Origin of the sequence: Pseudomonas sp., from assembly GCF_050739935.1 — a bacterium.
Lineage (GTDB): Bacteria > Pseudomonadota > Gammaproteobacteria > Pseudomonadales > Pseudomonadaceae > Aquipseudomonas.
This window is the reverse complement of sequence record NZ_JBOICF010000061.1, coordinates 190,454-211,229: the sequence shown is the minus strand read 5'-3', so window position 1 is coordinate 211,229 and position 20,776 is coordinate 190,454. Positions and strand designations below refer to the sequence as shown.

Annotated in this window: 28 protein-coding genes and 2 tRNA genes; 21 read left to right on the top strand and 9 right to left on the bottom strand. The window is 57.3% G+C overall.

The features are described 5' to 3' along the window. Positions 1-21 precede the first annotated feature (21 nt). Together ACRER8_RS12045 and ACRER8_RS12040 are read left to right on the top strand one after the other, a co-directional pair. Complete coding sequence (locus ACRER8_RS12045) at positions 22-369, top strand: hypothetical protein (protein WP_431746489.1); 348 nt, start codon at positions 22-24, stop codon at positions 367-369. 40 nt (positions 370-409) lie between these two features. After that, positions 410-1,225: a DUF2303 family protein gene (locus tag ACRER8_RS12040; protein ID WP_431746488.1), complete on the top strand. Its 816-nt coding sequence runs from the start codon at positions 410-412 to the stop codon at positions 1,223-1,225. A gap of 33 nt (positions 1,226-1,258) precedes the next feature. On the opposite strand, the gene ACRER8_RS12035 is transcribed toward ACRER8_RS12040, so the two are convergent. Continuing rightward, on the bottom strand, positions 1,259-1,783 hold the full coding sequence (locus ACRER8_RS12035; RefSeq protein WP_431746487.1) for a hypothetical protein: 525 nt from the start codon (positions 1,781-1,783) through the stop codon (positions 1,259-1,261). A 104-nt stretch (positions 1,784-1,887) separates the two neighbouring features. On the opposite strand from ACRER8_RS12035, the gene ACRER8_RS12030 reads away from it, so the two are divergent. The 15 genes from ACRER8_RS12030 (at position 1,888) to ACRER8_RS11960 (ending at position 10,890) form a co-directional block, all read left to right on the top strand. Continuing rightward, positions 1,888-2,481: a DUF1566 domain-containing protein gene (locus ACRER8_RS12030; RefSeq protein ID WP_431746486.1), complete on the top strand. Its 594-nt coding sequence runs from the start codon at positions 1,888-1,890 to the stop codon at positions 2,479-2,481. Positions 2,482-2,557: 76 nt separating this feature from the next. Further along, the gene (locus ACRER8_RS12025; RefSeq protein WP_431746485.1) at positions 2,558-3,175 is read left to right on the top strand and encodes a DUF1566 domain-containing protein; all 618 of its coding nucleotides are present in this window, start codon (positions 2,558-2,560) and stop codon (positions 3,173-3,175) included. 54 nt (positions 3,176-3,229) lie between these two features. Then, positions 3,230-3,583: a four helix bundle protein gene (locus tag ACRER8_RS12020; RefSeq protein ID WP_431746484.1), complete on the top strand. Its 354-nt coding sequence runs from the start codon at positions 3,230-3,232 to the stop codon at positions 3,581-3,583. Between the two features lie 204 nt (positions 3,584-3,787). Beyond that, complete coding sequence (locus ACRER8_RS12015; RefSeq protein WP_431746483.1) at positions 3,788-4,948, top strand: RNA-directed DNA polymerase; 1,161 nt, start codon at positions 3,788-3,790, stop codon at positions 4,946-4,948. Between the two features lie 50 nt (positions 4,949-4,998). Next, positions 4,999-5,319 carry a hypothetical protein gene (locus tag ACRER8_RS12010; RefSeq protein ID WP_431746482.1) on the top strand — a complete coding sequence of 107 codons (321 nt, stop codon included), beginning with the start codon at positions 4,999-5,001 and terminating at the stop codon, positions 5,317-5,319. Positions 5,320-5,843: 524 nt separating this feature from the next. After that, on the top strand, positions 5,844-6,554 hold the full coding sequence (locus tag ACRER8_RS12005) for an HNH endonuclease signature motif containing protein (protein ID WP_431746481.1): 711 nt from the start codon (positions 5,844-5,846) through the stop codon (positions 6,552-6,554). Continuing rightward, positions 6,535-6,771, top strand: coding sequence for a hypothetical protein (locus tag ACRER8_RS12000; protein WP_431746480.1), 237 nt, complete (start codon positions 6,535-6,537; stop codon positions 6,769-6,771). Before ACRER8_RS12005 ends, ACRER8_RS12000 begins: the two co-directional genes overlap by 20 nt. A 69-nt stretch (positions 6,772-6,840) precedes the next feature. Beyond that, a complete protein-coding gene (locus tag ACRER8_RS11995) occupies positions 6,841-7,521 on the top strand; it encodes a hypothetical protein (protein WP_431746479.1) in 681 nt (226 codons plus the stop codon). Between the two features lie 66 nt (positions 7,522-7,587). After that, a complete protein-coding gene (locus tag ACRER8_RS11990) occupies positions 7,588-8,265 on the top strand; it encodes a hypothetical protein (protein ID WP_431746478.1) in 678 nt (225 codons plus the stop codon). A 4-nt stretch (positions 8,266-8,269) separates the two neighbouring features. Further along, positions 8,270-8,662: an ASCH domain-containing protein gene (locus tag ACRER8_RS11985; protein WP_431746477.1), complete on the top strand. Its 393-nt coding sequence runs from the start codon at positions 8,270-8,272 to the stop codon at positions 8,660-8,662. Continuing rightward, the gene (locus ACRER8_RS11980; protein ID WP_431746476.1) at positions 8,659-8,805 is read left to right on the top strand and encodes a hypothetical protein; all 147 of its coding nucleotides are present in this window, start codon (positions 8,659-8,661) and stop codon (positions 8,803-8,805) included. The genes ACRER8_RS11985 and ACRER8_RS11980 overlap by 4 nt, the downstream gene beginning before the upstream one ends. Beyond that, entirely contained in the window at positions 8,802-9,251 is a 450-nt protein-coding gene (locus ACRER8_RS11975; protein WP_431746475.1) for a hypothetical protein, read from the top strand. Before ACRER8_RS11980 ends, ACRER8_RS11975 begins: the two co-directional genes overlap by 4 nt. A 53-nt stretch (positions 9,252-9,304) precedes the next feature. Then, a complete protein-coding gene (locus ACRER8_RS11970; RefSeq protein ID WP_431746474.1) occupies positions 9,305-9,631 on the top strand; it encodes a hypothetical protein in 327 nt (108 codons plus the stop codon). A 19-nt stretch (positions 9,632-9,650) separates the two neighbouring features. After that, positions 9,651-9,857, top strand: a complete 207-nt coding sequence (locus ACRER8_RS11965; protein WP_431746473.1) for a DUF4224 domain-containing protein — start codon at positions 9,651-9,653, stop codon at positions 9,855-9,857. Between the two features lies 1 nt (position 9,858). Further along, positions 9,859-10,890 carry a tyrosine-type recombinase/integrase gene (locus ACRER8_RS11960; RefSeq protein ID WP_431746472.1) on the top strand — a complete coding sequence of 344 codons (1,032 nt, stop codon included), beginning with the start codon at positions 9,859-9,861 and terminating at the stop codon, positions 10,888-10,890. A 79-nt stretch (positions 10,891-10,969) separates the two neighbouring features. Here ACRER8_RS11960 and ACRER8_RS11955 read toward each other — a convergent pair. The 8 genes from ACRER8_RS11955 to ACRER8_RS11920 all read right to left on the bottom strand — a co-directional run bounded on the left by ACRER8_RS11955 (position 10,970) and on the right by ACRER8_RS11920 (position 16,852). Further along, a tRNA-Leu gene (locus ACRER8_RS11955) sits at positions 10,970-11,056 on the bottom strand. Positions 11,057-11,436: 380 nt separating this feature from the next. After that, a tRNA-Cys gene (locus tag ACRER8_RS11950) sits at positions 11,437-11,510 on the bottom strand. 394 nt (positions 11,511-11,904) lie between these two features. After that, on the bottom strand, positions 11,905-12,288 hold the full coding sequence (gene pcaC / locus ACRER8_RS11945; protein ID WP_431746471.1) for a 4-carboxymuconolactone decarboxylase: 384 nt from the start codon (positions 12,286-12,288) through the stop codon (positions 11,905-11,907). A gap of 1 nt (position 12,289) precedes the next feature. Continuing rightward, the gene (locus ACRER8_RS11940) at positions 12,290-13,663 is read right to left on the bottom strand and encodes a 3-carboxy-cis,cis-muconate cycloisomerase (RefSeq protein WP_431746470.1); all 1,374 of its coding nucleotides are present in this window, start codon (positions 13,661-13,663) and stop codon (positions 12,290-12,292) included. 19 nt (positions 13,664-13,682) lie between these two features. Further along, positions 13,683-14,285: a protocatechuate 3,4-dioxygenase subunit alpha gene (pcaG, locus tag ACRER8_RS11935; protein ID WP_431746469.1), complete on the bottom strand. Its 603-nt coding sequence runs from the start codon at positions 14,283-14,285 to the stop codon at positions 13,683-13,685. 12 nt (positions 14,286-14,297) lie between these two features. Further along, complete coding sequence (pcaH, locus tag ACRER8_RS11930; RefSeq protein ID WP_431746468.1) at positions 14,298-15,017, bottom strand: protocatechuate 3,4-dioxygenase subunit beta; 720 nt, start codon at positions 15,015-15,017, stop codon at positions 14,298-14,300. A gap of 106 nt (positions 15,018-15,123) precedes the next feature. Continuing rightward, positions 15,124-16,053 carry a pca operon transcription factor PcaQ gene (gene pcaQ, locus ACRER8_RS11925; protein WP_431746467.1) on the bottom strand — a complete coding sequence of 310 codons (930 nt, stop codon included), beginning with the start codon at positions 16,051-16,053 and terminating at the stop codon, positions 15,124-15,126. A 49-nt stretch (positions 16,054-16,102) separates the two neighbouring features. Continuing rightward, positions 16,103-16,852 (bottom strand): IclR family transcriptional regulator domain-containing protein, encoded by a 750-nt coding sequence (locus ACRER8_RS11920; protein WP_431746466.1) that lies wholly within the window; start codon positions 16,850-16,852, stop codon positions 16,103-16,105. A gap of 176 nt (positions 16,853-17,028) precedes the next feature. Here ACRER8_RS11920 and ACRER8_RS11915 point away from each other — a divergent pair, with 176 nt between their 5' ends. The 4 genes from ACRER8_RS11915 to ACRER8_RS11900 are packed head-to-tail and all read left to right on the top strand — an operon-like array spanning position 17,029 to position 20,775. Then, on the top strand, positions 17,029-18,288 hold the full coding sequence (locus ACRER8_RS11915; protein ID WP_431746465.1) for an aromatic ring-hydroxylating dioxygenase subunit alpha: 1,260 nt from the start codon (positions 17,029-17,031) through the stop codon (positions 18,286-18,288). A 14-nt stretch (positions 18,289-18,302) separates the two neighbouring features. Beyond that, entirely contained in the window at positions 18,303-18,773 is a 471-nt protein-coding gene (locus ACRER8_RS11910; protein ID WP_431746464.1) for an aromatic-ring-hydroxylating dioxygenase subunit beta, read from the top strand. Further along, positions 18,770-19,768, top strand: a complete 999-nt coding sequence (locus ACRER8_RS11905; protein WP_431746463.1) for a PdxA family dehydrogenase — start codon at positions 18,770-18,772, stop codon at positions 19,766-19,768. Before ACRER8_RS11910 ends, ACRER8_RS11905 begins: the two co-directional genes overlap by 4 nt. Further along, the gene (locus ACRER8_RS11900; protein WP_431746462.1) at positions 19,765-20,775 is read left to right on the top strand and encodes a 2Fe-2S iron-sulfur cluster-binding protein; all 1,011 of its coding nucleotides are present in this window, start codon (positions 19,765-19,767) and stop codon (positions 20,773-20,775) included. The genes ACRER8_RS11905 and ACRER8_RS11900 overlap by 4 nt, the downstream gene beginning before the upstream one ends. Position 20,776 lies beyond the last annotated feature (1 nt).

Here is a 20,776-nt window from a genome sequence, read left to right as displayed (position 1 = left end):
GGCCCCATCGGAGAAGCACGCATGTCCACACCCACAGATACCGCCGAATTCCTCGAAGAGTTGAATGGCGGTGCTTTCGCCAGCCAGATCGGCCACGCCCTTTCCGAAGTTGCCGCCGGCGTTGTTGACCACGGCAAGGCCGGGAAGCTGGTCATCACCCTGGACTTTAGCCAGATCGGCGAAGGCCAGATGGTGAAGATCAAGCACAAGCTCGACTACAAGGTGCCGACCAAGCGCGGCACTCGTAGCGAGAACACCAGCCTCGACACGCCCATGCACGTTGGCACGGGCGGCAAGATTTCGCTGTTCCAAGAAAAGCACGACCAGCTGTTCACCCGTGACGAGGCGCCGATCAAGCCTCGCACCTGATTCACCGCTGTAATCTCCCTTCCCCATAGAGACCTGACAAATGTCACTGACGAAAGAAGCAATTCAGCACATCACCGACACCGCACTCGAAGCCGCCGGCAAAACGCTGGCAACCCTAGTACCTACGGTGGTGCTGCCCGAAAGCTCCAAGGTGGTCGACCTGGAGAAATATCAGGCGCTGCGCAGTCGCTTTCGCGGCACCTTCTCCACCCACTCGCTGGCCGACTTCAGCACGTATGTGGCGGACCGTGCCAGCGATGGTTCACGCGGGTTTATCAATCAGGACGAGATGAGCTGTATGTTGCTGTTCAACCTGGGCGATACCGCAACGCCAGGCCACGCAGATGACCGCGCGGTGTTGAAGCTGAAGGCCTCAGCCGGTTACAGCGCAGCGCAAACAATCGGCGGACGCGCCCTCAGCCAGAAAGACCTGAGCGACTGGATCGAGGACTGGCATCAGTACCTGACACCGGTTGACGACGCGGGTGCCGCCATCCCAATCGCCAAGGCGATCGCAGCAGTTCGCACCATCACCATCAAGGCCAGCAGCGAATCGGAAACGACGGTGGGTGACACGAGCGCCAGCCGCAGTGCAATGGATCAGATCGAGGCGCGCAGCAAGGAAACTTTGCCTGCGGCTTTGCAGTTCCATGTAATTCCGTTCGAAGGGCTGACCGAGCGGCAAATCACCTTGCGAATTTCGGTGATCACCAGCGGCTCGGTACCGGTGCTGAAACTTCGTTGGGTTGGTGAAGAAGTGCAGCGCGAAGCGATCGCTCAAGAGTTCAAAGCAGTGTTGGAGGCCAAGATTGGCGGGACTGCGAAGCTATCGCTTGGCGCTTTCGACCTGAAATAATAAATCGAAACCCCGTCATCGGGGTTTCCACAATTACTGGTCCACTTCAGACACCGGTATCATCAGGGTCTCCCAAGCGGAATTCTTTTTATATTCAAGCTTGGAAGCCCCTACAGACTCCATGTTGAAATACAAATCTGCCGCTGCAATCAAAAACTTGACTCGGCCGTCATTAGCGCTCTTGGGGAAGGTCGGACCGACTTTAATGTGACGTGTGAAATTTTTTATAAGGTCGTTTGTAAAGCGCAGGTTAGAAAGTGCTTTATGCGCAAACTCGTTTCTGATTTTAATAAGCAAAGAAAAATTTTTAAGCTCGTCAGCCGTCAATATACCTAGCAAATATGCGTTTACCGTACTCTTGGATAATGCCCCTTTGGGGGCAAAATTATAAAGCTGCGCAGCATCCTTTTTAGCAATATCAGGGAGCCTCTTTTTCATGCTACGCACAAGCTGTTCTTCTAATACGCAAAGGGTTAGAACTGCGCACCCACGATCAGACTCGGTTTCAAACTCTATCTGAAAACGGTTAAAGATCTCGAACGCTGATTGTGGAATCATGCCACCTCCTTCAGCCGGCCCCATGCCGGTCACCACGTATAGCCCACCCCTAGTCGATTTGCCACCATCCCCATGGAGGGCGGCGCTTACCCTGAGGAAAACCCGTGAAATCTGAAATGGTGAAGCTGGAACACAAAGGCCTCAAGTTCAAGATGTCCCGCCCTCGCCTGGCAGAGCTCGCTATCGCCAGCGTGTTCGTCAGTCAGACACTTCCCGCGAACGCGCCAGCGACTGCCACTGTCCCGCCCCTTGCCGAGGCCTGGCCCGGCCAAGGCGGCTACAACGGCGGATGGGTCCCAGCACGCGGCGAAGTACCAGCGCACTACCTGATCATCGCCAAGGAAGATATCGGCGAGCACGAATGGGGCGGTCGCGCGAAGGAATCGGGCGCCACCAGTAAGATTGACGGTCTGGCAAACAGCGAAACGCTACTTGAAGAAGGGAAGCACCCAGCGGCCGAGGCAGCTATTGCCTATGCCGCCGAAGGTCATCAGGACTTCTATCTGCCCGCCTGCGCCGAGCTCTACCACTGCTGGGTGAATGTCCCGGAGTTGTTCGCTAAAGACACTTGGTATTGGTCCAGTACGCAGCGCTCCGCCGACAACGCATTCGGTCAGGGCTTCGGTGTTGGCGGTCAGGACATCCTCGGCAAGGTCTACGAGCTCCGCGTCCGCCCTGTCCGCAGATTGTTTATTTAATACTTCATTCATTCGTTCTTGATCGGCACCGGGCGCAGCAGCGCCTTTTTTGTTGCCATAAAAAAGAGGAAGCATCATGTCAGTAGCAGCGAAGTCAGCACCGTCCGCGGCACTCCCTGAGATCGGCGCGCCTTACGGCGGCGGTTTCTTCTCGGGCATCACCGAGGAAGGTGGGCAGTACTACCTGAACATCACCGCCGGCGCCGAGCATGAACTTGTCGGTGCTTGGGGCAAGTATGGCGAGAAGATCGAAGGCGCGAGCAGCTTCACCGACAGCCGCTCCAACACTGAAGCCATGGCAGCGGCAGGCAGCGAACTCGCTCAGAAAGTGCTGAGCTTGCAGATCGGCGGACACAACGACTGGGCAATCCCTGCGCGCGACGTCCAGGAGCCGCAGCACCGTCATTTCAAACCGACCACAGAAACGAACTATTGCTGGAACCGTGATGGCGACAACCCGAACAGCTATCCGGTGGGTGAGCTGTACACCGAAGAGTCACCATCGCAGACCATTCACGAAGCCTTCCGCGAGGGCGGTCCTGAGGCCTTCCAGGCTCGCGCCTATTGGTCGAGCTCGCAGCGCTCCGCCAACTACGCATTCGGTCAGTTCTTCGATGATGGCATTCAGGGCATCCTCGGCAAGGACCTCGAGCTCCGCGTCCGCCCTGTCCGCAGAGAATTATTGATTCAGTAATTCATTCATTTAATCCGGCCGCTCGCGGCCGGTCGCTCTTGGAGAAGCCGTCGCATGGGAATGCACACCGACCTGCCGATTCACAAAGTCGCTTTCGATCTTCTCAGCTTGGCTACGGACATCACTCGGAACATTCCCCGTGATCTGAAGGCAGGGCTTGGGGCCAAGGTCAGAGACGAGTGCATCGAGGTGATGGTGCTCATTGCCAGGGCGAACTCGGCCCGGGAGAAACACCTGCATCTTGGAACGCTCGTCGAGCGCGTCCAGGTCATAGAGTTTCTGCTCAGGCTCTTTAAGGAAAAGCGCTTCATCAGCATTCCTCAATACGCATCTGCCATTCAGCTAACGGCCTCTATCGGCAAGCAGGCAAACGCCTGGAAACGTTCCGCAACCGCGCCCGCTACCTGAGAGCCAAGGCTTTCATGTCTGTGCGATTTGAATCTGGTCGTGCCGCTGACCTGATAGGTCACCGCCATGCGCAGCAGGGATACCGCCGGTCTAAAGCGTCCGTGTAGGTCTCGCGCAGTTTCCTCGATGAGCAATCGCCGAGGCGACGTAGATAGCACGATAGGTCGCAGCGCTCCGCCAACAACGCATTCAATCAGAACTTCGATGATGGCAATCAGAACAACAACGACAAGAACAACGAGCTCCGCGTCCGCCCTGTCCGCAGATTCGACTGTTGCGCCCTACCCGTTTCAGGATCTGGTCCAGGCCTATTACGACTGCCGGCGTTCGAAGCGCAACAGCGCCAGCGCGTTGGCATTCGAACAGGACCTGGAACGCAACCTGATCCGGCTGCACGACGACCTGGTCACCGGCAATTACCGTCCAGGCCGATCCATCTGTTTCGTGGTGACACGGCCAAAGGCCCGCGAAGTGTGGGCCGCCGATTTTCGGGACCGGATCGTTCACCACCTGCTGTACAACCATATTGGCCCAGGCATCGAGCGTACTTTCATTGCGGACAGCTGCGCTTGTATCCCCGGACGCGGCACCCTCTACGCCGCAAAGCGCCTTGAAGCGAAGATCCGCAGCGCCAGCCAGAACTGGTCGAAGCCAGTCTTTTACCTGAAGTGTGATCTGGCGAACTTCTTCGTGGCCATCAACAAGCAGGTGCTGCGCCAGCAGCTGGCCGAACGGATCACCGGGCCGTGGTGGTTCGCACTGGCTGAGCAGATCCTGATGCACGATCCGCGCTGGGATAACGAGGTGCGGAGTCCCAAGCATCTGTTCAACCGGGTACCGCAGCACAAACGGCTAGACGCCCAGCCGGCGGATCGCGGATTGCCGATCGGCAACCTGTCATCGCAGTTCTTCGCGAACGTGTATCTGGATGCTCTCGATCAGTTCGCCAAGCACACGCTGAAGGCCAAGCATTACATCCGCTACGTCGACGACTTCGTATTTCTGCATGAGTCGCCACAGCAACTGAATGAATGGTTGGCCCAGGTGGAAGCGTTTCTGCCAAGCCTGGGCGCGAATCTGAACCCGACAAAGACCATCCTGCAGCCGGTGGATCGCGGTGTCGATTTTGTCGGGCATGTGATCAAGCCATGGCGGCGCACGACCCGAAAGAAAACCGTCGCTGTTGCAATCAAGCGAACTGCTGCGGTGGCGTCCGAGGATCTGCGCGAAACCGCCAACAGCTACTTCGGATTGCTCAGCCAGGCCAGCGCCAGCGAGAAAGACCGCGCCAAGCTGGCCCGACTGGTGATGAGGCGCGGGCACGTCGTCAACGGCACGCTGACCAAAACCTACCCGAAACGTTAACCAAACTATTCGCCACCGAACTTTCGGAGGCTTTCGCATGGAGTATTGCCATGTTCAAAAGGATCTTCAGCGAGAAAGGCGCGTTCAAGGCCTTAAACGCTGCCCAAGATTGGCTGACTGACAACGGCTACAGCTATGGACCTACATGCGTCATGCACCCCGCTCCAGTGCTCAAAGGCGATTTCATCATCGCCAAATGGCGCAACCTGACCAAAAAGGAGATTAAGGCTCTAGACGGCTGGTTTGACGGCGATCTGCGTGAAGGTCCGGTGACAGTGATGCTGAAGGTCGCGCCTGATCACTTCACCACCAGCGCATCAACCGCTACCTCAATCTCAGAGATGGCCATCGGTACGTGCAGTGCGTCATAAATCCTGTACTGCAATAGCTCCTCCGCCGCCGCCTCTGACAGATCATCCATATTCAACCCCTGCCTATGCGCTGCGCTCAGTACCGCTTTCAGTGCTATCGCCAGCGCAACGACTCGGTCTTCGCTCATGACCTTCTCCCTTGCTATGGAGGGGTAAGCGTAGGCATTAACTCCGAAGTCGTCTTGCAATTTCCCGCATCGGCACATTCACGCACGGCTGGCCTTTAGTGGCGGCCATGATCAAGGGATTTGCAGAACCGGCATCAAGCTCGCTGTGGAGGATCGCGGGATACATTCTCCCGAGGCATTGGGCGTCCACATTCTTGCCATTCTTGAATCGGATGTATCGATCATCAACGCTTGGGATGTGATGCGCTCACTGCTCCTGCTTGCTCATCTCTGCCGCAACGGCAAATGCACGTTTAACAAACTCTTCCTTGGTGAGCATGTGTCGTCCTCATTCCGAATGAGCTACGAGCATGCTTGAGCCCAAATATTTTGTCACGCCACTGGCGAGGATCCCGCATGAATCCAATTGCGATGCGCGCGCTTGAGCAAGCCAGGGCGCGGCCAGCGAAGCCGCGCAGGCAATGGACCTGCGTTGAGGAAGCGAGGCTGCGCGAGCTGTACCCAAATACGCCGATGCCGGAAATGGCGAAGGAGTTCAATCGGCCGTACTGGTCGATTTACAACAAGGCACATGCCCTGGGACTGAAGCGCAGCGATGACTATCTCGCCGGCGAACACGCGTGCCGACTTCGCCGCGAGAATAACCCTGGCGTCGGTTCAAGATTCCAGAAAGGTCACGCCTCTTGGAACAAGGGCATCAGCTTTATCTCCGGCGGACGGTCCGCAGAAACGCGGTTCAAAGCCGGCACCTTAAACGGGCGAGCTGCTCAGCTGCATATGCCGATCGGAACAGAGCGAGTGACCAAGGACGGAATACGTCAGCGCAAAGTCCGCGACGACGGTCCGCCTCAGAAACGTTGGAAGTCGGTGCACATGATCATGTGGGAAGAAACGAATGGTGCGGTACCTGACGGCCACATCGTTGTCTTCCGTGATCGCGATACGGCGAACATCCAGATCAGCAACCTGGAACTGATCACGCGGGGCGAGAACATGCGCCGCAACACCATCCACCGGTACCCGCCGGAACTGAAAGACACCATTCGCCAACTTGGCAAGCTCAAACGAGCTATTAGCGAGGTTTCCCGTGAAAAACAAGATGACTGATCTGCGCAACCACCTCTTTGCCACCTTGGAAGCGCTGCAGGATCCAGAAAAGCCGATGGAGATTGACCGGGCTAAAGCGATCGCCGACGTAGCGAAGGTTCTGGTGGATTCGGCGAAGGTTGAGGTGATGTTCATCAGCGCCATGGATGGGGACGTGAAGACGACCGGGTTCATCGAGTCTGACAACACGCTCCCCGCCCGCACGGCCATTCAGTAACCAACCCAAAAGTAACCTCTATCGGTTACATCTCGAAAAGTAACCTGATTGGGTTACAGGGATATCGCCATGCCTAATGAAACTCAAATCGATCTTCCAAGGCCGATGGCCTACGTCACCCGTGAAGACGCTCGAAACCTCGAAGCCGGGATCGCCGACTGCATACTGATGATGCGCGAGCAAACTGGGCGCTTCGAGCGGCCAGTTTACGCCAGTCCTGAGCAATCCAATGCAGCACCTACTAGGGGGAAGGTGGAAGCTTTGGGAGAGGTTGCGATCATCCAGTGCGGGGCCTGTCGAAGCGAATTCGCTCTGGAGGGATTGGAGGCAAACGACGGATGCTGTCCGGCTTGCGATTCCGATATCGATCTCGGTGGTTACGTCACCCGGCTACAAGCCGAGAACGCCGCACTCCAGCAGCGCTTGAACGTCGCGGATCAGCGAGTTGATGATCTGGAAACGATGCTTAACACGCCGCACACCGCTGAATGGTTCGAGGGCGTGAGGCTTGAAGCTGGTCACCAGATCGGGCGCTGGGGCACAGGACACGACTCTGGCAAGGCGCCGGCGGACTGGTTTTGGCTGATCGGCTATCTCGCGCAGAAGGCCATGACGGCTCAGATGTACGGCGACGATGAAAAAGCACGTCACCATACGATCAGTACCGGGGCCGTCATGCTCAACTGGTTTCGAGCAATCGTCGGCGACAGCGCCGCCATGCGCCCCGGAATCGAAAAACCGGCTGCATAACCCCGCCGCCCGTTCGGCCCCCACCCTATCCCTATTGCCTGCCGCGTATGCGGCGAGGACGAAGTCATGCCTGAAGAAAAGCTCGTCGATGTGAAAGCCGATGACGCGAACAACTACTGCCGCATCCTGACCCTTCTAGAAATGGAGGAAGAAGGCGATCCGGTGGCGATGGTCGAACATCTCGTTCGAATAGCTGACGGCTTGTTCAATGCGCTGCAGCCCGTAGGCTCCAATTACCGCCGCTGCCCCAGCACGCTGCTGACCAACGTCGTCAACATGAAGCACAACGCTGAAAAAGAACGGGGGCTGGCCGACCGTTACCGCTTCCTTCGTGAACCGAAAGCCAGTGCGCCGGAAACGTTGCCCGAAGAAAAGTGGATCGTGGTCGGCTACGCAGGCCACGAAGACATCCTATCGGGCGAAGCACTCGACAAAGCGATCGACGAAGCCATAAGAGCCAAGGCGTACGAATACGACCCCGAAGGCGGCCCCCTGCTGTGCTATCAGGTTGGCGAACAGGATTGGGTTGCTGCCCAAAACCCTGAGCAGGCGCTCGCTGTTTTGGCCGAATACATCGGGGACTGGCTTCATCAGGACACCGCCGACTATGAGGTCGAACTTGCCAGCGACCAAATGCTGGACCTCCAGTGGACCGATGAAGATCCGCCACACGCCGCAGCAGGCAGTCTTCGCCAGTGGCTGGCAGATGCCACCGAGCCAACCTACCTCAACGGGACGGAGTGATGCCATGAAAGCCCTTTCAATTCGCCAGCCCTGGGCATGGCTGATCATCAATGGTGGCAAAGACATTGAAAACCGAAGCTGGCACACGAAGTTTCGTGGGCGGTTCCTGGTACATGCAGCCAAAGGCATGACCCGCGATGAATACTGCGATGCACTTGAACTCGTTATGCGTGCTGCACACATCGACGTCCTGCGTGGCTTCCCTATGTTCGAGGATCTGGAGCGCGGCGGCATCGTCGGCTCTGTCGAATTGGTCGATAGCGTCGATACCAGCGATTCGCCTTGGTATATGGGCCAGAAAGGCTTCGTGCTGCGCGATCCTACTCCACTGTCGTTTCTGCCACACAAGGGGCGGCTTCAGTTCTTCGACGTTCCTGACGGCTTGGTGACACCATGACCAAAGTCATCAACGGCCCCTACCGCCTATTCGGTTTCTGGTTCGTGGACGTGCGCCGCAAGGGTTTCGTGTCCCACGAAATGTTCAACACAGAGCAACAAGCGCGCGAGGCTATTCGGCGCTGGGATAAGGAAGGGGCATGAGCGCACCAATTGAGCCGCAGAACTATATCTACGGCGTGAATGTCGTTCAGATCGAGGATCTGCGTGTTTCCCGCGGGCTGACCCGCCGCCCCGCCTCTTCATGCCAACACCGGAAGCTAGTCTACGACCACAACGAGCGCCGCATCTGGTGCAGTGATTGCGAGACCGAGGTTGAGGCCTTCGATGCATTTGAGGGACTGGTCAGCATGTTCAGCGCTGCGGCTGGACGGATCAAGCGCCGTGAGGCTGAGTTAACTGAAGCCGAACAATTCCAAGCGCGTAGCCGGGCAGCAAAGGTCATGGACGAAGCTTGGCGAAGCACCAAGACATCGCCGCTTTGCCCGCACTGCAATACCGCGATCCTACCCGACGACGTTGTCGGTGGCGTGGCCAAGGCTTCGAAAGCCCTAGTGCTTGCCGCGCGAAAACGCACACCTGACAAGTAACCCCTTTTCCATCTATCCACATGCCTGCCGGAGTACGGCGGGCGGGAGATCGTATGCAAACGAAACACACACCTGGTCCGTGGTGCGCATGGCAATCGTCTGGCGGTGCGCGCGGCGTCGGAAAAGCATACACAGACGAAGACGATCTGTTTTACGTGGCCAATCCAGAAAATCGACCTGATATAGAGAATGAAGCGAACATGCAACTTGCCGCAACGGCGCCGGAACTGCTGGAGGTTACGCGACGCCTCGTCCAGTGGGATCTGGACTACCCAGTCAATTGCCACAACGGCTACGCCGGGCTCGAGGCGCTGAACAAGATCATTGCCGACGCCAAGGCTGCCATCGCCAAAGCCACCCTACCACTCAACCCCGCATAACCCCCGGACGGAGGCAGCCATGAGCGCCATCGAATTTCTGAGCCATGAGGAAGTGTGCCAACTCACAGGCGCGCGCTCCAAGGCTGCCCAAATCACAAACCTGAAGCGCAATGGTATCCGTCACACTATCAAAGTTAACGGCTGGCCAAGTGTCACTACCATGGCTGTAACTGCGGCAGGACCTGTTCCTGATCAAAAAACGTGGCAACCGAGGAAGGCGGGATAGCATGGGAAGACGCCCCAGCAAACCGGGGTCTATAGCTCGCCTTCGGGAGCGAAAGAAGCCGAGCGGGACAACATACTACTATTACGATGCAGGAGGACACCCAAGAAAGGAAATACCGCTTGGTAGCGATTACGGCTTGGCGATCATGAAATATGCCGAGTTCGAGCGTGACCGCACATCGACCGCGCTGGTAGCGGCCACCATCACTTTCAGGTACGTGGCAGACAAATACTTTGTAGATGTCGTGCCCACTAAGGCTCCACGCACCAGGAAGGACAATGAGGGGGAGCGGAAAAAGCTGTTGGAATTCTTTGACGATCCACCCGCCCCTCTCGACTCGATCTTGCCGCAACATGTCCGGCAGTACCTCAATTGGCGAAAGTCAGCTCCGATCAGGGCGAATCGCGAGAAGGCTCTTCTGAGCGCGATCTGGAACTATGCCAGGGATACGGGCTATACATCGCTGGCGAATCCATGCTCAGGGATCAAAGGCAACAAGGAGGCTGGCCGCAGCGTGTACGTTGAGGATTCGATGTATTCCGCCGTCTATGACAAGGCTGAGATCGGCCTGAAAGATGCAATGGATCTCGCATATCTGACAGGCCAGCGAGTCAGCGACACCTTGAAAATGGATGAGAGGGATGTTCGAGACAGCCAGATATGGATCGTTCAGGGCAAGACGAATACCAAACGACGCATCGAGGTCATTGGAGAACTCAAGGCTCTGATAGATCGGATCATGGCTCGTAAGGCTGGATACAAGGTTCGGTCGACCAAGCTGGTTTTGGCGGAGGATGGAACCGCCATGACCTACAGCATGTTAAGGAAGCGTTTCGACGACGCCCGAGAGCTGGCAAAGGTCAGCAAACCATCGTTCCAATTCCGCGACCTTCGTGCCAAAGCAGGCACGGACAAAGCTGAATCCAGTGGAGACATTGTTCAGGCGAGAGATCAACTTGGGCATAGCACCGTCGTCATGACGGAAAAGTATGTGCGAGACAGGAAGGGGAAAAAGGTAACCCCTACCAGATGATTGCGGACCGGAAGTGTTTTTGCGGACCAGTGACAGGGAGAAAATCCAAGGGTGGCATCTCTGCAACCCTTGTTCTAGTTGGTGCCCCGAGCCGGAGTCGAACCGGCACATCCTTTCGGACGACGGATTTTAAGTCCGGTGTGTCTACCAATTTCACCATCAGGGCGATGTTGAGCATGTCTGCAAGTGGTAAAGCAGAATCACTGTGGCGACAAGAGCTGGGAATATATACATCCCCACCCCATGAAGCAAGCGCGAAAAGCTTCAAAATGGGTCGGAAATGTAACTTGCAGGAAAATAGGAAAGTCTCGCGAAATCAGCGACCTACAGCATGGACGTTGAGATGGATAGAAGGCAGGCTTGAACCGTTCGCAACCAACCTGAGAACAGCCACAAAAAAGCTCTTCTCGGCCGCCTAGTAAAAATCGTAACGAGAAAGGGCGACAGCATAAGGTTGCGGAAGCGACTCCCAAAGTTGCGGAACGGTTTGCTTAATCCACGCCCACAAAAAAACCCGTAAGACGTTGATCTTACGGGTTTTATATGTGGAGGCCGAGGTCGGAATCGAACCGGCGTAAGCGGATTTGCAATCCGCGGCATAACCATTTTGCTACTCGGCCCCAAACGTTCAGCACCTCTAAAGCCAGCACTGAACGCGTACAAACTAGAGCGGGAAACGAGACTCTAACTTAGCCTCTAACCAATTGATTAACAAAGGTTTTCTCGCTTTCCTGCCTCAGGAGTGGACGAAATTGTGGACTTATTCCGCATAGCTGTCAACAGCTATGGATAAATTATTCCATGCGGAACTCGAAAGACCACGTACCGTACCTCAAGGCAGATTTCAGCGCGTCCAAAAAGCCGCCGATCCGAGGAACAGTCCCGGAGAAACGCGCTATTTCGGTCATCACCGATAGCAAGAGCTAGGTGACCTGTACAGCGACCTATGAAATCCGTTTAGGTGCATACAATGCCACTAACTTCCTCGGTCAGACCGAAAGTACGCTATAGAGCTCATGCTGCCCCCGCCTCCTCCCAGACCTGTTCAGCCAGATGGAAAGTCGCATTGGCAGCTGGGATGCCGCAATAGATCGCGCTTTGCATCAATACTTCCTTGATCTCGTCGCGAGTCACGCCATTGTGCTTTGCGGCACGCAGGTGCAAACGCAGTTCACCTTCGCGATTCATGCCGATCAGCATGGCAATGGTGATTAGGCTGCGAGTGTGTCTCGGCAAACCGGGGCGGGTCCAGATGTCGCCCCAGGCGTGCCGGGTGATCATTTCCTGGAACTCACTGTTAAATGGCGTCAGCCCTTCGAGGCTGCGATCCACATGAGCATCACCCAGCACTTCGCGGCGCACTTTCATCCCGGCTTCGTAACGTTGTTTTTCGTCCATCTCAGGATCCTTTTTCAAGATTCATGGTGCGGTGTTCAGCCACTGTACGATCGACCCATCGCCGCGCTTGCCCGAGATAATGTACAGGGTCCAGCAATCGATCCAGCTCGTCGGCAGACAGCTGCGCGGTCACTTGCGGCTCGGCACCGAGCACTTCTCGCAAATGAACGTCCTGCCCCACTGCCTTGCGGCAAGATTGTTCAATCAAATGATGGGCGGCGTCACGGCCAATACGCTGAGCCAGGGAAATACTCACCGCTTCCGCCAACACCAGCCCCTTGGTCAGCTCCAGATTGCCGCGCATGCGCGCGGCGTCGATTTCCAGCCCCGGCACCACCTGCAAGGCCTGCTTTAGTGAGCCTGACACCAGACAGCACAGCTGCGGCAAGGTCTCCCATTCGGCATGCCACAGCCCAAGACTGCGCTCGTGCTCTTGCGGCATGGCCGCGAACATAGTCGCGACCAGCCCCGGCGCTCTGGTTGCCGCGCTAATCATGACTGCCGCGCCGACCGGGTTGCGCTTATGCGGCATGGTCGACGAGCCGCCCTTGCCCGGCGCTGCAGGTTCGAATAGCTCTCCCGCCTCGGTCTGCATCGACAGGCTAAGGTCCCGCCCCAACTTGCCCAGACTGCCCGCGATCATGCCCAACAAACTGGCGAACTCCACCAGGCGATCGCGCTGGGTGTGCCACGGTTGCTCGGGAAGGTTCAGACTCAATTCGCGCGCCAAGGCCTCGCACACCGGAAAAGCATGATCACCCAAGGCTGCCAGGCTGCCGGACGCTCCGCCGAATTGTAGGCAGAGCAAACGCGGTTTGAGTTCAATGAGGCGCTGGCGATGGCGAGTAATCGCCCCCAGCCAGCCAGCAATTTTCATGCCTAGCGTCACCGGCGTCGCTTGTTGCAGCCAGGTCCGCCCAGCCATCGGCGTGGCCGCATGGCGCCGAGCTTGTGAGGCCAGCGTGTCGGCCAGTTGCTTTAAATCGCTTTCCAGCAATTCGATGGCGGCACGCAATTGCAGCACCAGACCACTGTCCATTACGTCTTGGCTGGTAGCCCCCATATGCACATAGCGTTCGGCGGTCTGATTATGCGCGGCGATCTGCTTGCCCAGCGCCTTGACCAGCGGAATCGCCGAGTTACCAGCGCTGCCAATGGCCGTTGCCAACGCATCAAAATCATAGAGTTCGGCACAACAGGCAGCCTCGATATCCGCTACAACCTCATAGGGAATCAGCCCCGCGTGGGCCTCGGCACGAGCCAGTGCCGCTTCGAAATCGAGCATGCCTTGCAGACGACCGTGATCGGAAAAGATCGCACGCATCGCCGGCGCGGTGAAATAGACATCGAAGAGTTGATTGGTGGGTGTGCTCAAGACATTCCCTTCCGAAACGTTAAAAGTCGAAGAACACCGTTTCGTGATCTCCCTGGACCCTGATATCAAAACGATAGGCCAGCTTGCCGTCCACAGTGCAACGCTTGGCAATCAAGGTTTCCCGGCGTTGCGGCTGCTCGATCAGATTCAGCACCGGATCGACGGCATTGGCCTCGGCTTCGTCGTCGAAGTACAGGCGTGTCTGTAAATGAATATTGATGCCGCGAGCGAACAACGAAACGTTGATGTGCGCAGCCATCGGCACGCCAGCGGCATTGTTCACGCTACCGGGCTTGACGGTTTTAAGCGTCCATTCGCCCACATCGGTGGTGGCGGTGCGGCCAAAGCTGTTGAAGGGCTTCTCCAGATCGTAATCGCTGTCGTAAGTCCCTTCGTGGTTGGCCTGCCAGAACTCAAGAAATGAGTCGCGTATCAGGTGACCGTTGCCGTCATAGACATGGCCCACCAGCAGAATATGCTCACCCGGCGCACCGGATTTGGCCATTTCGTTCCAGATTTCCTGCTCACGCGGTGGATTACCGGCGGCCTCCAGGGCCAAGCCAATGTGGACGTAAGGACCAGCCGTTTGCGAAGGCGTTTCTGGCAAAAGTTGAACGGGCATCCGCGTGCCTCCTCAGCAGTTTTCGAAATGAGTCTTGCGCTGGCCGCGCAAGACAATATCAAAGCGATAAGCCAGGCAATCCATAGGATTGGCCATGCTCATGTCGAGCTTGGCGATCAAGCTCTGCACCGCGTCCTGGCTGGTGATCGATTTGACAATCGGGCACATCGGAATAAGCGGGTCGCCTTCGAAATACAACTGAGTGACCAAGCGAGTGGCAATCGATGGACCGCTAACCGACACATGGATGTGCGCCGGACGCCAATCGTTGGGGCCATTGCGCCACGGGTACGGACCGGGTTTTACGGTGCGAAAGCGGTACTGGCCGTCGCGGTCTGTCAAGGTCCGGCCAACGCCACCGAAATTCGGGTCGATGGGTGCCAGATAGCTGTCTTTCTTGTGCCGATAGCGGCCGCCAGCGTTGGCCTGCCATATCTCGACCAAGGTGTGCGGAATGGGCTTGCCGTTCTGATCACAGACCCGGCCGGCAAGGATGAGGCGTTCACCAATGGGCAAACCGCCGTGGTTGAAGTTCAGCAGCAGGTCGTTGTCGTGCTGACTCATCTTCAGATGGGAAAAATCGGGGCCACCGGTTTCCGACAGGGATTGGGGAATACTCACCAGCGCTTGGCGGGGCGAGCGGAGAATGGATGTCTTGTAATCAGGTGTCAGGGCTTTTGGGTGCCAATTGCGATCGCGAATGGCGAAGCGACTATTGTCCGCATCAGACATGCCGGTCTCCTTATATTTTTGTCGTAGGGCTATGGATGCGATGAGTCTCCCCTGATTAAGTCTCTCCCTGAAATTGAAAAAACAGCTTCTATCTATAACCAAATGGTTATGGATAGCAGTTCTCTCGATATTCCTGCCCCACCTCACGCAGCACCTCGACGCACCATTGAGCCGCCAATGGCATGGGCAGTACCGGATTGCTGCACAGCCCCACCGAGCCGCCCGGTTCGCGGACATCCAGGTCCAGCTCCATCAACTCTCCGCTGCTCAAGTCTTGTCGGACGGCGTCGAATGGCGCTACCCAGATTGCGTCGCTGCATTGCACGTAACGTCGGCTCAGGGTCAACGATAAGGTTTCCAGGCGTTGACGTGGCGGACTGATGCCATGCTGGACGAACAGGCTGTCGGCGAACTTGCGGATCGTGGTTCCGGCCAGCGGCAGCACCAACGGATAATCTTCAAGACGCTTATCTGACCATAGATGGGTGAGCAGCGGATGGCCACGTCGCACCACCAGCGTCATGGATTCGCTGTACAGATGTTCGAATGACAATCCAAGGATTTCCGGACTTTCGGTCATGCGTCCGACCACAAGATCCAACTCACCCAACCGCAGTCGAGAAAGCAGATACGCGCTCGGTCCGGTCACCACACTCACGACCAACGTCGAATGCCGCGCATGCAAACGGCAGATGACTTCAGGCACCAGCAGGCTTTCCACCGTCGATAGCACACCCAAGCGTACTTCAATCGGATCATGTACCCCGGAACGCAAATTGCTCACACCTTCGCGCAACGCCTGAACGCTAGGGCCTGCATAGCGCAGGAAGGCTATACCGGCTTCGGTGAGCGCTGCCCCGCTCTTGCTCCTGACGAACAAGGGGGTCGCCAGCAGATTCTCCAGCTCTTTGAGAGTCTTGGACAGTGCTGGCTGACTCACCGACAGTTTGTCCGCGGCTCGCGCCAGGCTGCCCTGACGCGCCACCTCGAGAAAACAGACCAGATGGCGGAATTTGATCCGGGTATCGATATTCACCGCCGCCTTTCCGTGTGCTGAGTCGTACGTCGAGTCAAGAGCCGCCGCGTCACAGCATGCATCCGAGCAAGGCAGCGTGGTGCTGGAGCACAGGAAGGCACTGTTCACGTAGTTCTTCAAGGGATAAACGCGCCGTGAAGGTGCTGATGCTCATGGCGGCGACCACCTTACCCTGAGCGTTTCTCACTGGCACCGCCATGGAGCGCATACCCAGCTCCAACTCTTCGTCGGTGAACGCAACACCGTCGGCGCGGGCCCGCTGGACCCGTTCCATGATCACCGACGGGTCGACGATCATGTGTGCGGTTGTCGGCGGCGGACGGTCCGCCAGATAGCGCTGAATGGCTTCATCGCTCAAGCCCGCCAATAACACTTGACCGGTTGCTGAACCATAGGCCGGCAATCGCGCACCCAGACGCACGCCGGTGGTCACGACTTTGGCCGTCTCGGCACGCGCCACAAAGACCGACCATCCATCCTCCAGCACCGCCAGGGAAATTGATTCTCCAAGGGCTTCGCGCGCGGACACCAGATGGGGCTGGGCCAGTTGCGGCAATGGGGCGGCATCAAGATAAGCGGCGCCAAGACGCAAGAACCTCGGGGTGGGCCAGAAATGCTTGCCGTCATGGCTCAGATAGCCCAATTCAACCAGCGTCAGCAGGCATCGTCGAGCGGCTGCGCGAGTGGTATCAGTCAGCCGCGCGGCATCCGACACCGTCAATTGCGAGTGCTCCATGCTGAACACTTCAATGATCGCCAAGCCTTTCGCAAGACCCGACATACCTTCCGGTGCGCGCACGGGCGCACCACCTGCTGACGCATTTTTCTTGACAACCATTATTTGCGATGTCTCTAATTGTTCGTGAAATGAAACATTGTTCGCTATTCGAACAAAAATAAAACCTCACGTCAATATGTAACTGCAGAAGAAGACATTTTTCTTCTGCAGTCATGAAGACCTGATCGGGAGAAAAGATGAATATTATTACCGACCGTGAACCCGAAAACCTGGCTTGGCCGGATGGCTTCACCCGCGTCCCTTATTGGGCTTTCCAGAGCGACACCGTTTACAGGAATGAGCAAACCAGGCTCTTCCAGGGTCCCCACTGGAGTTACCTGTGCCTGGAAGCTGAAGTCCCCGAGATTGGTGATTACAAGACCAGCTTCATCGGTGAAACCTCGGTCATCGTCACCCGTGACAACGACGGTGAACTCTATGCATTCGAGAACCGTTGCGCGCATCGCGGCGCGTTGCTCGCTCTGGATGACAGCGGCAGGGCCAAGGACTTCACTTGTGTTTACCACGCCTGGAGCTACAACCTGCAAGGCGATTTGACTGGCATTGCATTCAAGGACGGCATCAAGGGACGCGGCGGCATGGCGTCTTCCTTCTGCATGGAAGAACATGGTCCGCGCAAACTGCGTGTGGCTAACGTTCACGGCCTGGTGTTCGGCAGTTTCTCAGACGATGTGCCCGATATCGAAGAATACCTGGGTGATGAAATCCTAAGTCGCGTCGAGCGCGTGCTAGGTGGGCGCAAGCCAGTCGTACTCGCCCGCTTCACGCAAATGCTACCCAACAACTGGAAGCTGTACATCGAGAACGTCAAGGACTCGTACCACGCCAGCATCCTGCACCTGTTCTTCACCACCTTTGAGATCAACCGCCTGTCCCAGCGCGGCGCGATCATTGTCGACGAGAGCGGTGGTCATCACGTCAGTTATTCAGCCATTGACCGCGAGGCCGAGCGCCAGGCCGAACGCGATGCATCCTATGCCCAACAGAGCATCCGCTCCGACAGCGCCTATCAATTACAGGACCCCTCATTGCTCGAAGGCTTCAGCGAAGTCGGTGATGACGTCACTCTGCAAATTCTCTCGATCTTCCCCTGCTTCGTACTGCAGCAAATTCAGAACTCGGTCGCGGTCCGCCAAGTGCTTCCCCGCGGAGTGGAAAGCACTCAACTCAACTGGACCTACTTGGGCTTCGAAGACGATACCCCCGAACAGCGTCTGACCCGCCTGAAGCAAGCCAACCTCATCGGGCCAGCTGGTTACATCTCCATGGAAGATGGGTGTGTCGGCGGTTTCGTCCAGCGCGGTATTGCCGGAGCCTCCAACCACACCGCAGTGCTGGAAATGGGTGGAATTGACGCCGAATCGAGTGATAGCCGGATTACCGAGGCCTCTATTCGCGGCTTCTGGAAGGCATATCGCGCGGCCATGGATCTATGAGAGGGGAACTGTTTGTGACACCGACTATTTTTACGCTGATCAGCCAGACCCAGGCCTTATATGCCCGCTGTATTGACGAAGGTCCGCTTGAAGCGTGGCCGGAATTTTTCCTGGAGAAGTGCCTGTATACCGTGACCACTGCCGACAACTATCGGCAGGGCCTGCCAGCGGGCATGATCTGGGCCAACAACCGCGGCATGTTGGTCGACCGGATATCCGCCCTGCGCGAGGCCAACATCTACGAGCGTCACAGCTATCGTCATATGCTCAATCAGCCGGTAATTCTGGAGCAAAACGAAAATCTGGTACGTAGCGAGACCGCCTTTTTAGTGCTGCGCATAATGCGCGACGGCACCACTGATAATTTCGTTTCCGGCCGCTATATCGACTGCTACCGAATCGAAGGCGACACCGCCATGCTGGCTGAACGAACCGTGGTGTGCGACAGCTCTCGGATCGACACCCTGTTGGCGCTGCCATTATGAGTAGCCCGACACCTCGAATTTTCCTGAGCATCGGCGACCCCAACGGCATTGGGCCGGAAATCGCCGTCAAAGCTGTCGCCGCGCTGCAGCATGATCCCGAACTCAACCCGGTCATCGTCGGCGATCGGTTTGTTGTCGAGCACTATGCGCAGGCCACTGGCCTGCGTATCGAGGAAACCGACGGTACCGTATCGGCGAAAGCAGGTGTCATTCACCTGCTGCCCGTGCAAAAGCTGTCGCCAGCGGCCTTCACGCCCGGACAGATCAGCTCAGATGCCGGGGCGGCTACGGTGGGCTATTTGTCCGCCGCCGTGGCTTGCCTCGGCCAGGGTCGGGCACGCGGCATTGTCGCTTGCCCGCATTCCGAGACAGCGATAAACGCCGCCGGCATCACATTCTCCGGCTATCCAAACCTGCTGGCGAGGCTGGTCGGAGTCGAATCCGACCGCGTGTTTCTGATGCTGATCGGCGCAGGGATGCGCATCGTCCATGCCACCTTGCATGAACGACTGGCCGACTCACTTGCCAGACTGACGCCGGATTTAGTGGTCGCGGCAGGTCAAGCAGCGGTGACGGCGCTACACGCGCTCGGCATCGCTAATCCAAAAATCGGTGTGTTCGGCATCAACCCTCACGCTGGGGAAAACGGTTTGTTCGGCCAGGACGATGAAAATATCAACGTCCCGGCGATCGCACGCCTGCGCCAGGCGGGGATCGACGCGCATGGACCGGTGGGTGCCGATTTGCTGCTTGGTCAGGAAGGCTACGACGCCTTTATTGCCATGTATCACGATCAGGGCCATATCCCGATCAAGCTGCTGGCCGGGCGCACCTCGTCAGCCTTATCCATCGGTGCCGGTCTGATTTTCTCCAGCGTAGGTCACGGCTCGGCGTTCGACATCGCCGGAAAAAACATCGCTGACCCGGAAGCCGTGATCCGCGCGCTGCGCCTCGTCGGCGGTACAGCATTCTCCAGTCAGGAGGCCTCGGTATGACGTTTGATGTAACCGTCTCCGGAACCGATATTGTCTTCCCCTGCGAGCCCGACGAAACGGTGCTGGATGCCGCCGAGCGTGCAGGCTATGCAATCCCCTATTCGTGCCGCAAAGGCGTGTGTTCAACCTGCGAAGGTGGTCTTGTCGCCGGTGAATTGCAAGTGCGCGGTCAAGGCCTCGCACGCGGACCGGCCATGGGCGTGCTGTTGTGCCAGGCAAGACCGTGTTCGTCGGTGGAAATAAGCCCCAAACGTATCGTTCAACGCGCAGCGCCGGTACGTAAGGTCCTTACCGCCAAGGTTCATCGCATCACTCGACCCAATGCCGATGTGGTCATGTTGCAGTTGCGCTTCCCTTTGGGCGTTCGGGCCAAGTTCCAGGCAGGCCAATACCTGAAAGTGCTAATGGAGGATGGCGACAGCCGTAACTATTCCATGGCCAATCCGCCCCACGAAAGTGATGGCGTGCAATTGCATATCCGCCATGTGCCTGGGGGACGCTTTTCCGAGGACGTTCTGGCAGGCCTGGAGAAAGGCGACATGCTCAAGGTGGAACTGCCCTACGGCGAGTTTTCGCTAAATGAAGAAGTCGATCATCCGGTCATCCTGCTGGGCACCGGCACCGGCATGGCACCGCTCAAATCCATTATTGAAGACCAGATCAAGCGCGGCAGCTCAAGGCCCATGCATCTGTATTGGGGCGCCCGCAATAGCCAGGACCTGTACCTTGCCAACCTGCCCGCGCTGTGGGGCAAGCGCCTGCCCGGGTTCGTCTTCACGCCGGTGCTTTCGGAGCCAGAACCAGGCTGGTCCGGTAGAACCGGCTGGGTGCATCGGGCGGTGCTTGAGGACTACCCCGACCTGAGCGCCCATCAGGTCTACGCCTGTGGCAACCCGATTATGACCACCGCGGCGCTCAACGACCTGACCGCCGAAGGCCGGTTGCCGCCCGATGCCTTCTACTGCGACGCCTTTGTACCTTCCGGAGAACTACAACCAACGCCCTAGG

Coding starts and splice junctions, on each gene's coding strand:
- ACRER8_RS12025 (WP_431746485.1), top strand. CDS start 2,558: ATGTCAGTAGCAGCGAAGTCAGCACCGTCCGCGGCACTCCCTGAGATC.
- ACRER8_RS11975 (WP_431746475.1), top strand. CDS start 8,802: ATGAGCGCACCAATTGAGCCGCAGAACTATATCTACGGCGTGAATGTC.
- ACRER8_RS11905 (WP_431746463.1), top strand. CDS start 18,770: ATGAGTAGCCCGACACCTCGAATTTTCCTGAGCATCGGCGACCCCAAC.
- ACRER8_RS12035 (WP_431746487.1), bottom strand. CDS start 1,783: ATGATTCCACAATCAGCGTTCGAGATCTTTAACCGTTTTCAGATAGAG.
- ACRER8_RS11965 (WP_431746473.1), top strand. CDS start 9,651: ATGAGCGCCATCGAATTTCTGAGCCATGAGGAAGTGTGCCAACTCACA.
- ACRER8_RS11960 (WP_431746472.1), top strand. CDS start 9,859: ATGGGAAGACGCCCCAGCAAACCGGGGTCTATAGCTCGCCTTCGGGAG.
- ACRER8_RS11985 (WP_431746477.1), top strand. CDS start 8,270: ATGAAAGCCCTTTCAATTCGCCAGCCCTGGGCATGGCTGATCATCAAT.
- pcaH (WP_431746468.1), bottom strand. CDS start 15,017: ATGTCTGATGCGGACAATAGTCGCTTCGCCATTCGCGATCGCAATTGG.
- ACRER8_RS11990 (WP_431746478.1), top strand. CDS start 7,588: ATGCCTGAAGAAAAGCTCGTCGATGTGAAAGCCGATGACGCGAACAAC.
- ACRER8_RS12045 (WP_431746489.1), top strand. CDS start 22: ATGTCCACACCCACAGATACCGCCGAATTCCTCGAAGAGTTGAATGGC.
- ACRER8_RS11970 (WP_431746474.1), top strand. CDS start 9,305: ATGCAAACGAAACACACACCTGGTCCGTGGTGCGCATGGCAATCGTCT.
- ACRER8_RS11995 (WP_431746479.1), top strand. CDS start 6,841: ATGCCTAATGAAACTCAAATCGATCTTCCAAGGCCGATGGCCTACGTC.
- ACRER8_RS11980 (WP_431746476.1), top strand. CDS start 8,659: ATGACCAAAGTCATCAACGGCCCCTACCGCCTATTCGGTTTCTGGTTC.
- ACRER8_RS12015 (WP_431746483.1), top strand. CDS start 3,788: ATGATGGCAATCAGAACAACAACGACAAGAACAACGAGCTCCGCGTCC.
- ACRER8_RS12040 (WP_431746488.1), top strand. CDS start 410: ATGTCACTGACGAAAGAAGCAATTCAGCACATCACCGACACCGCACTC.
- pcaC (WP_431746471.1), bottom strand. CDS start 12,288: ATGGACGAAAAACAACGTTACGAAGCCGGGATGAAAGTGCGCCGCGAA.
- ACRER8_RS11900 (WP_431746462.1), top strand. CDS start 19,765: ATGACGTTTGATGTAACCGTCTCCGGAACCGATATTGTCTTCCCCTGC.
- ACRER8_RS12020 (WP_431746484.1), top strand. CDS start 3,230: ATGGGAATGCACACCGACCTGCCGATTCACAAAGTCGCTTTCGATCTT.
- pcaG (WP_431746469.1), bottom strand. CDS start 14,285: ATGCCCGTTCAACTTTTGCCAGAAACGCCTTCGCAAACGGCTGGTCCT.
- ACRER8_RS12010 (WP_431746482.1), top strand. CDS start 4,999: ATGTTCAAAAGGATCTTCAGCGAGAAAGGCGCGTTCAAGGCCTTAAAC.
- ACRER8_RS12005 (WP_431746481.1), top strand. CDS start 5,844: ATGAATCCAATTGCGATGCGCGCGCTTGAGCAAGCCAGGGCGCGGCCA.
- ACRER8_RS11915 (WP_431746465.1), top strand. CDS start 17,029: ATGAATATTATTACCGACCGTGAACCCGAAAACCTGGCTTGGCCGGAT.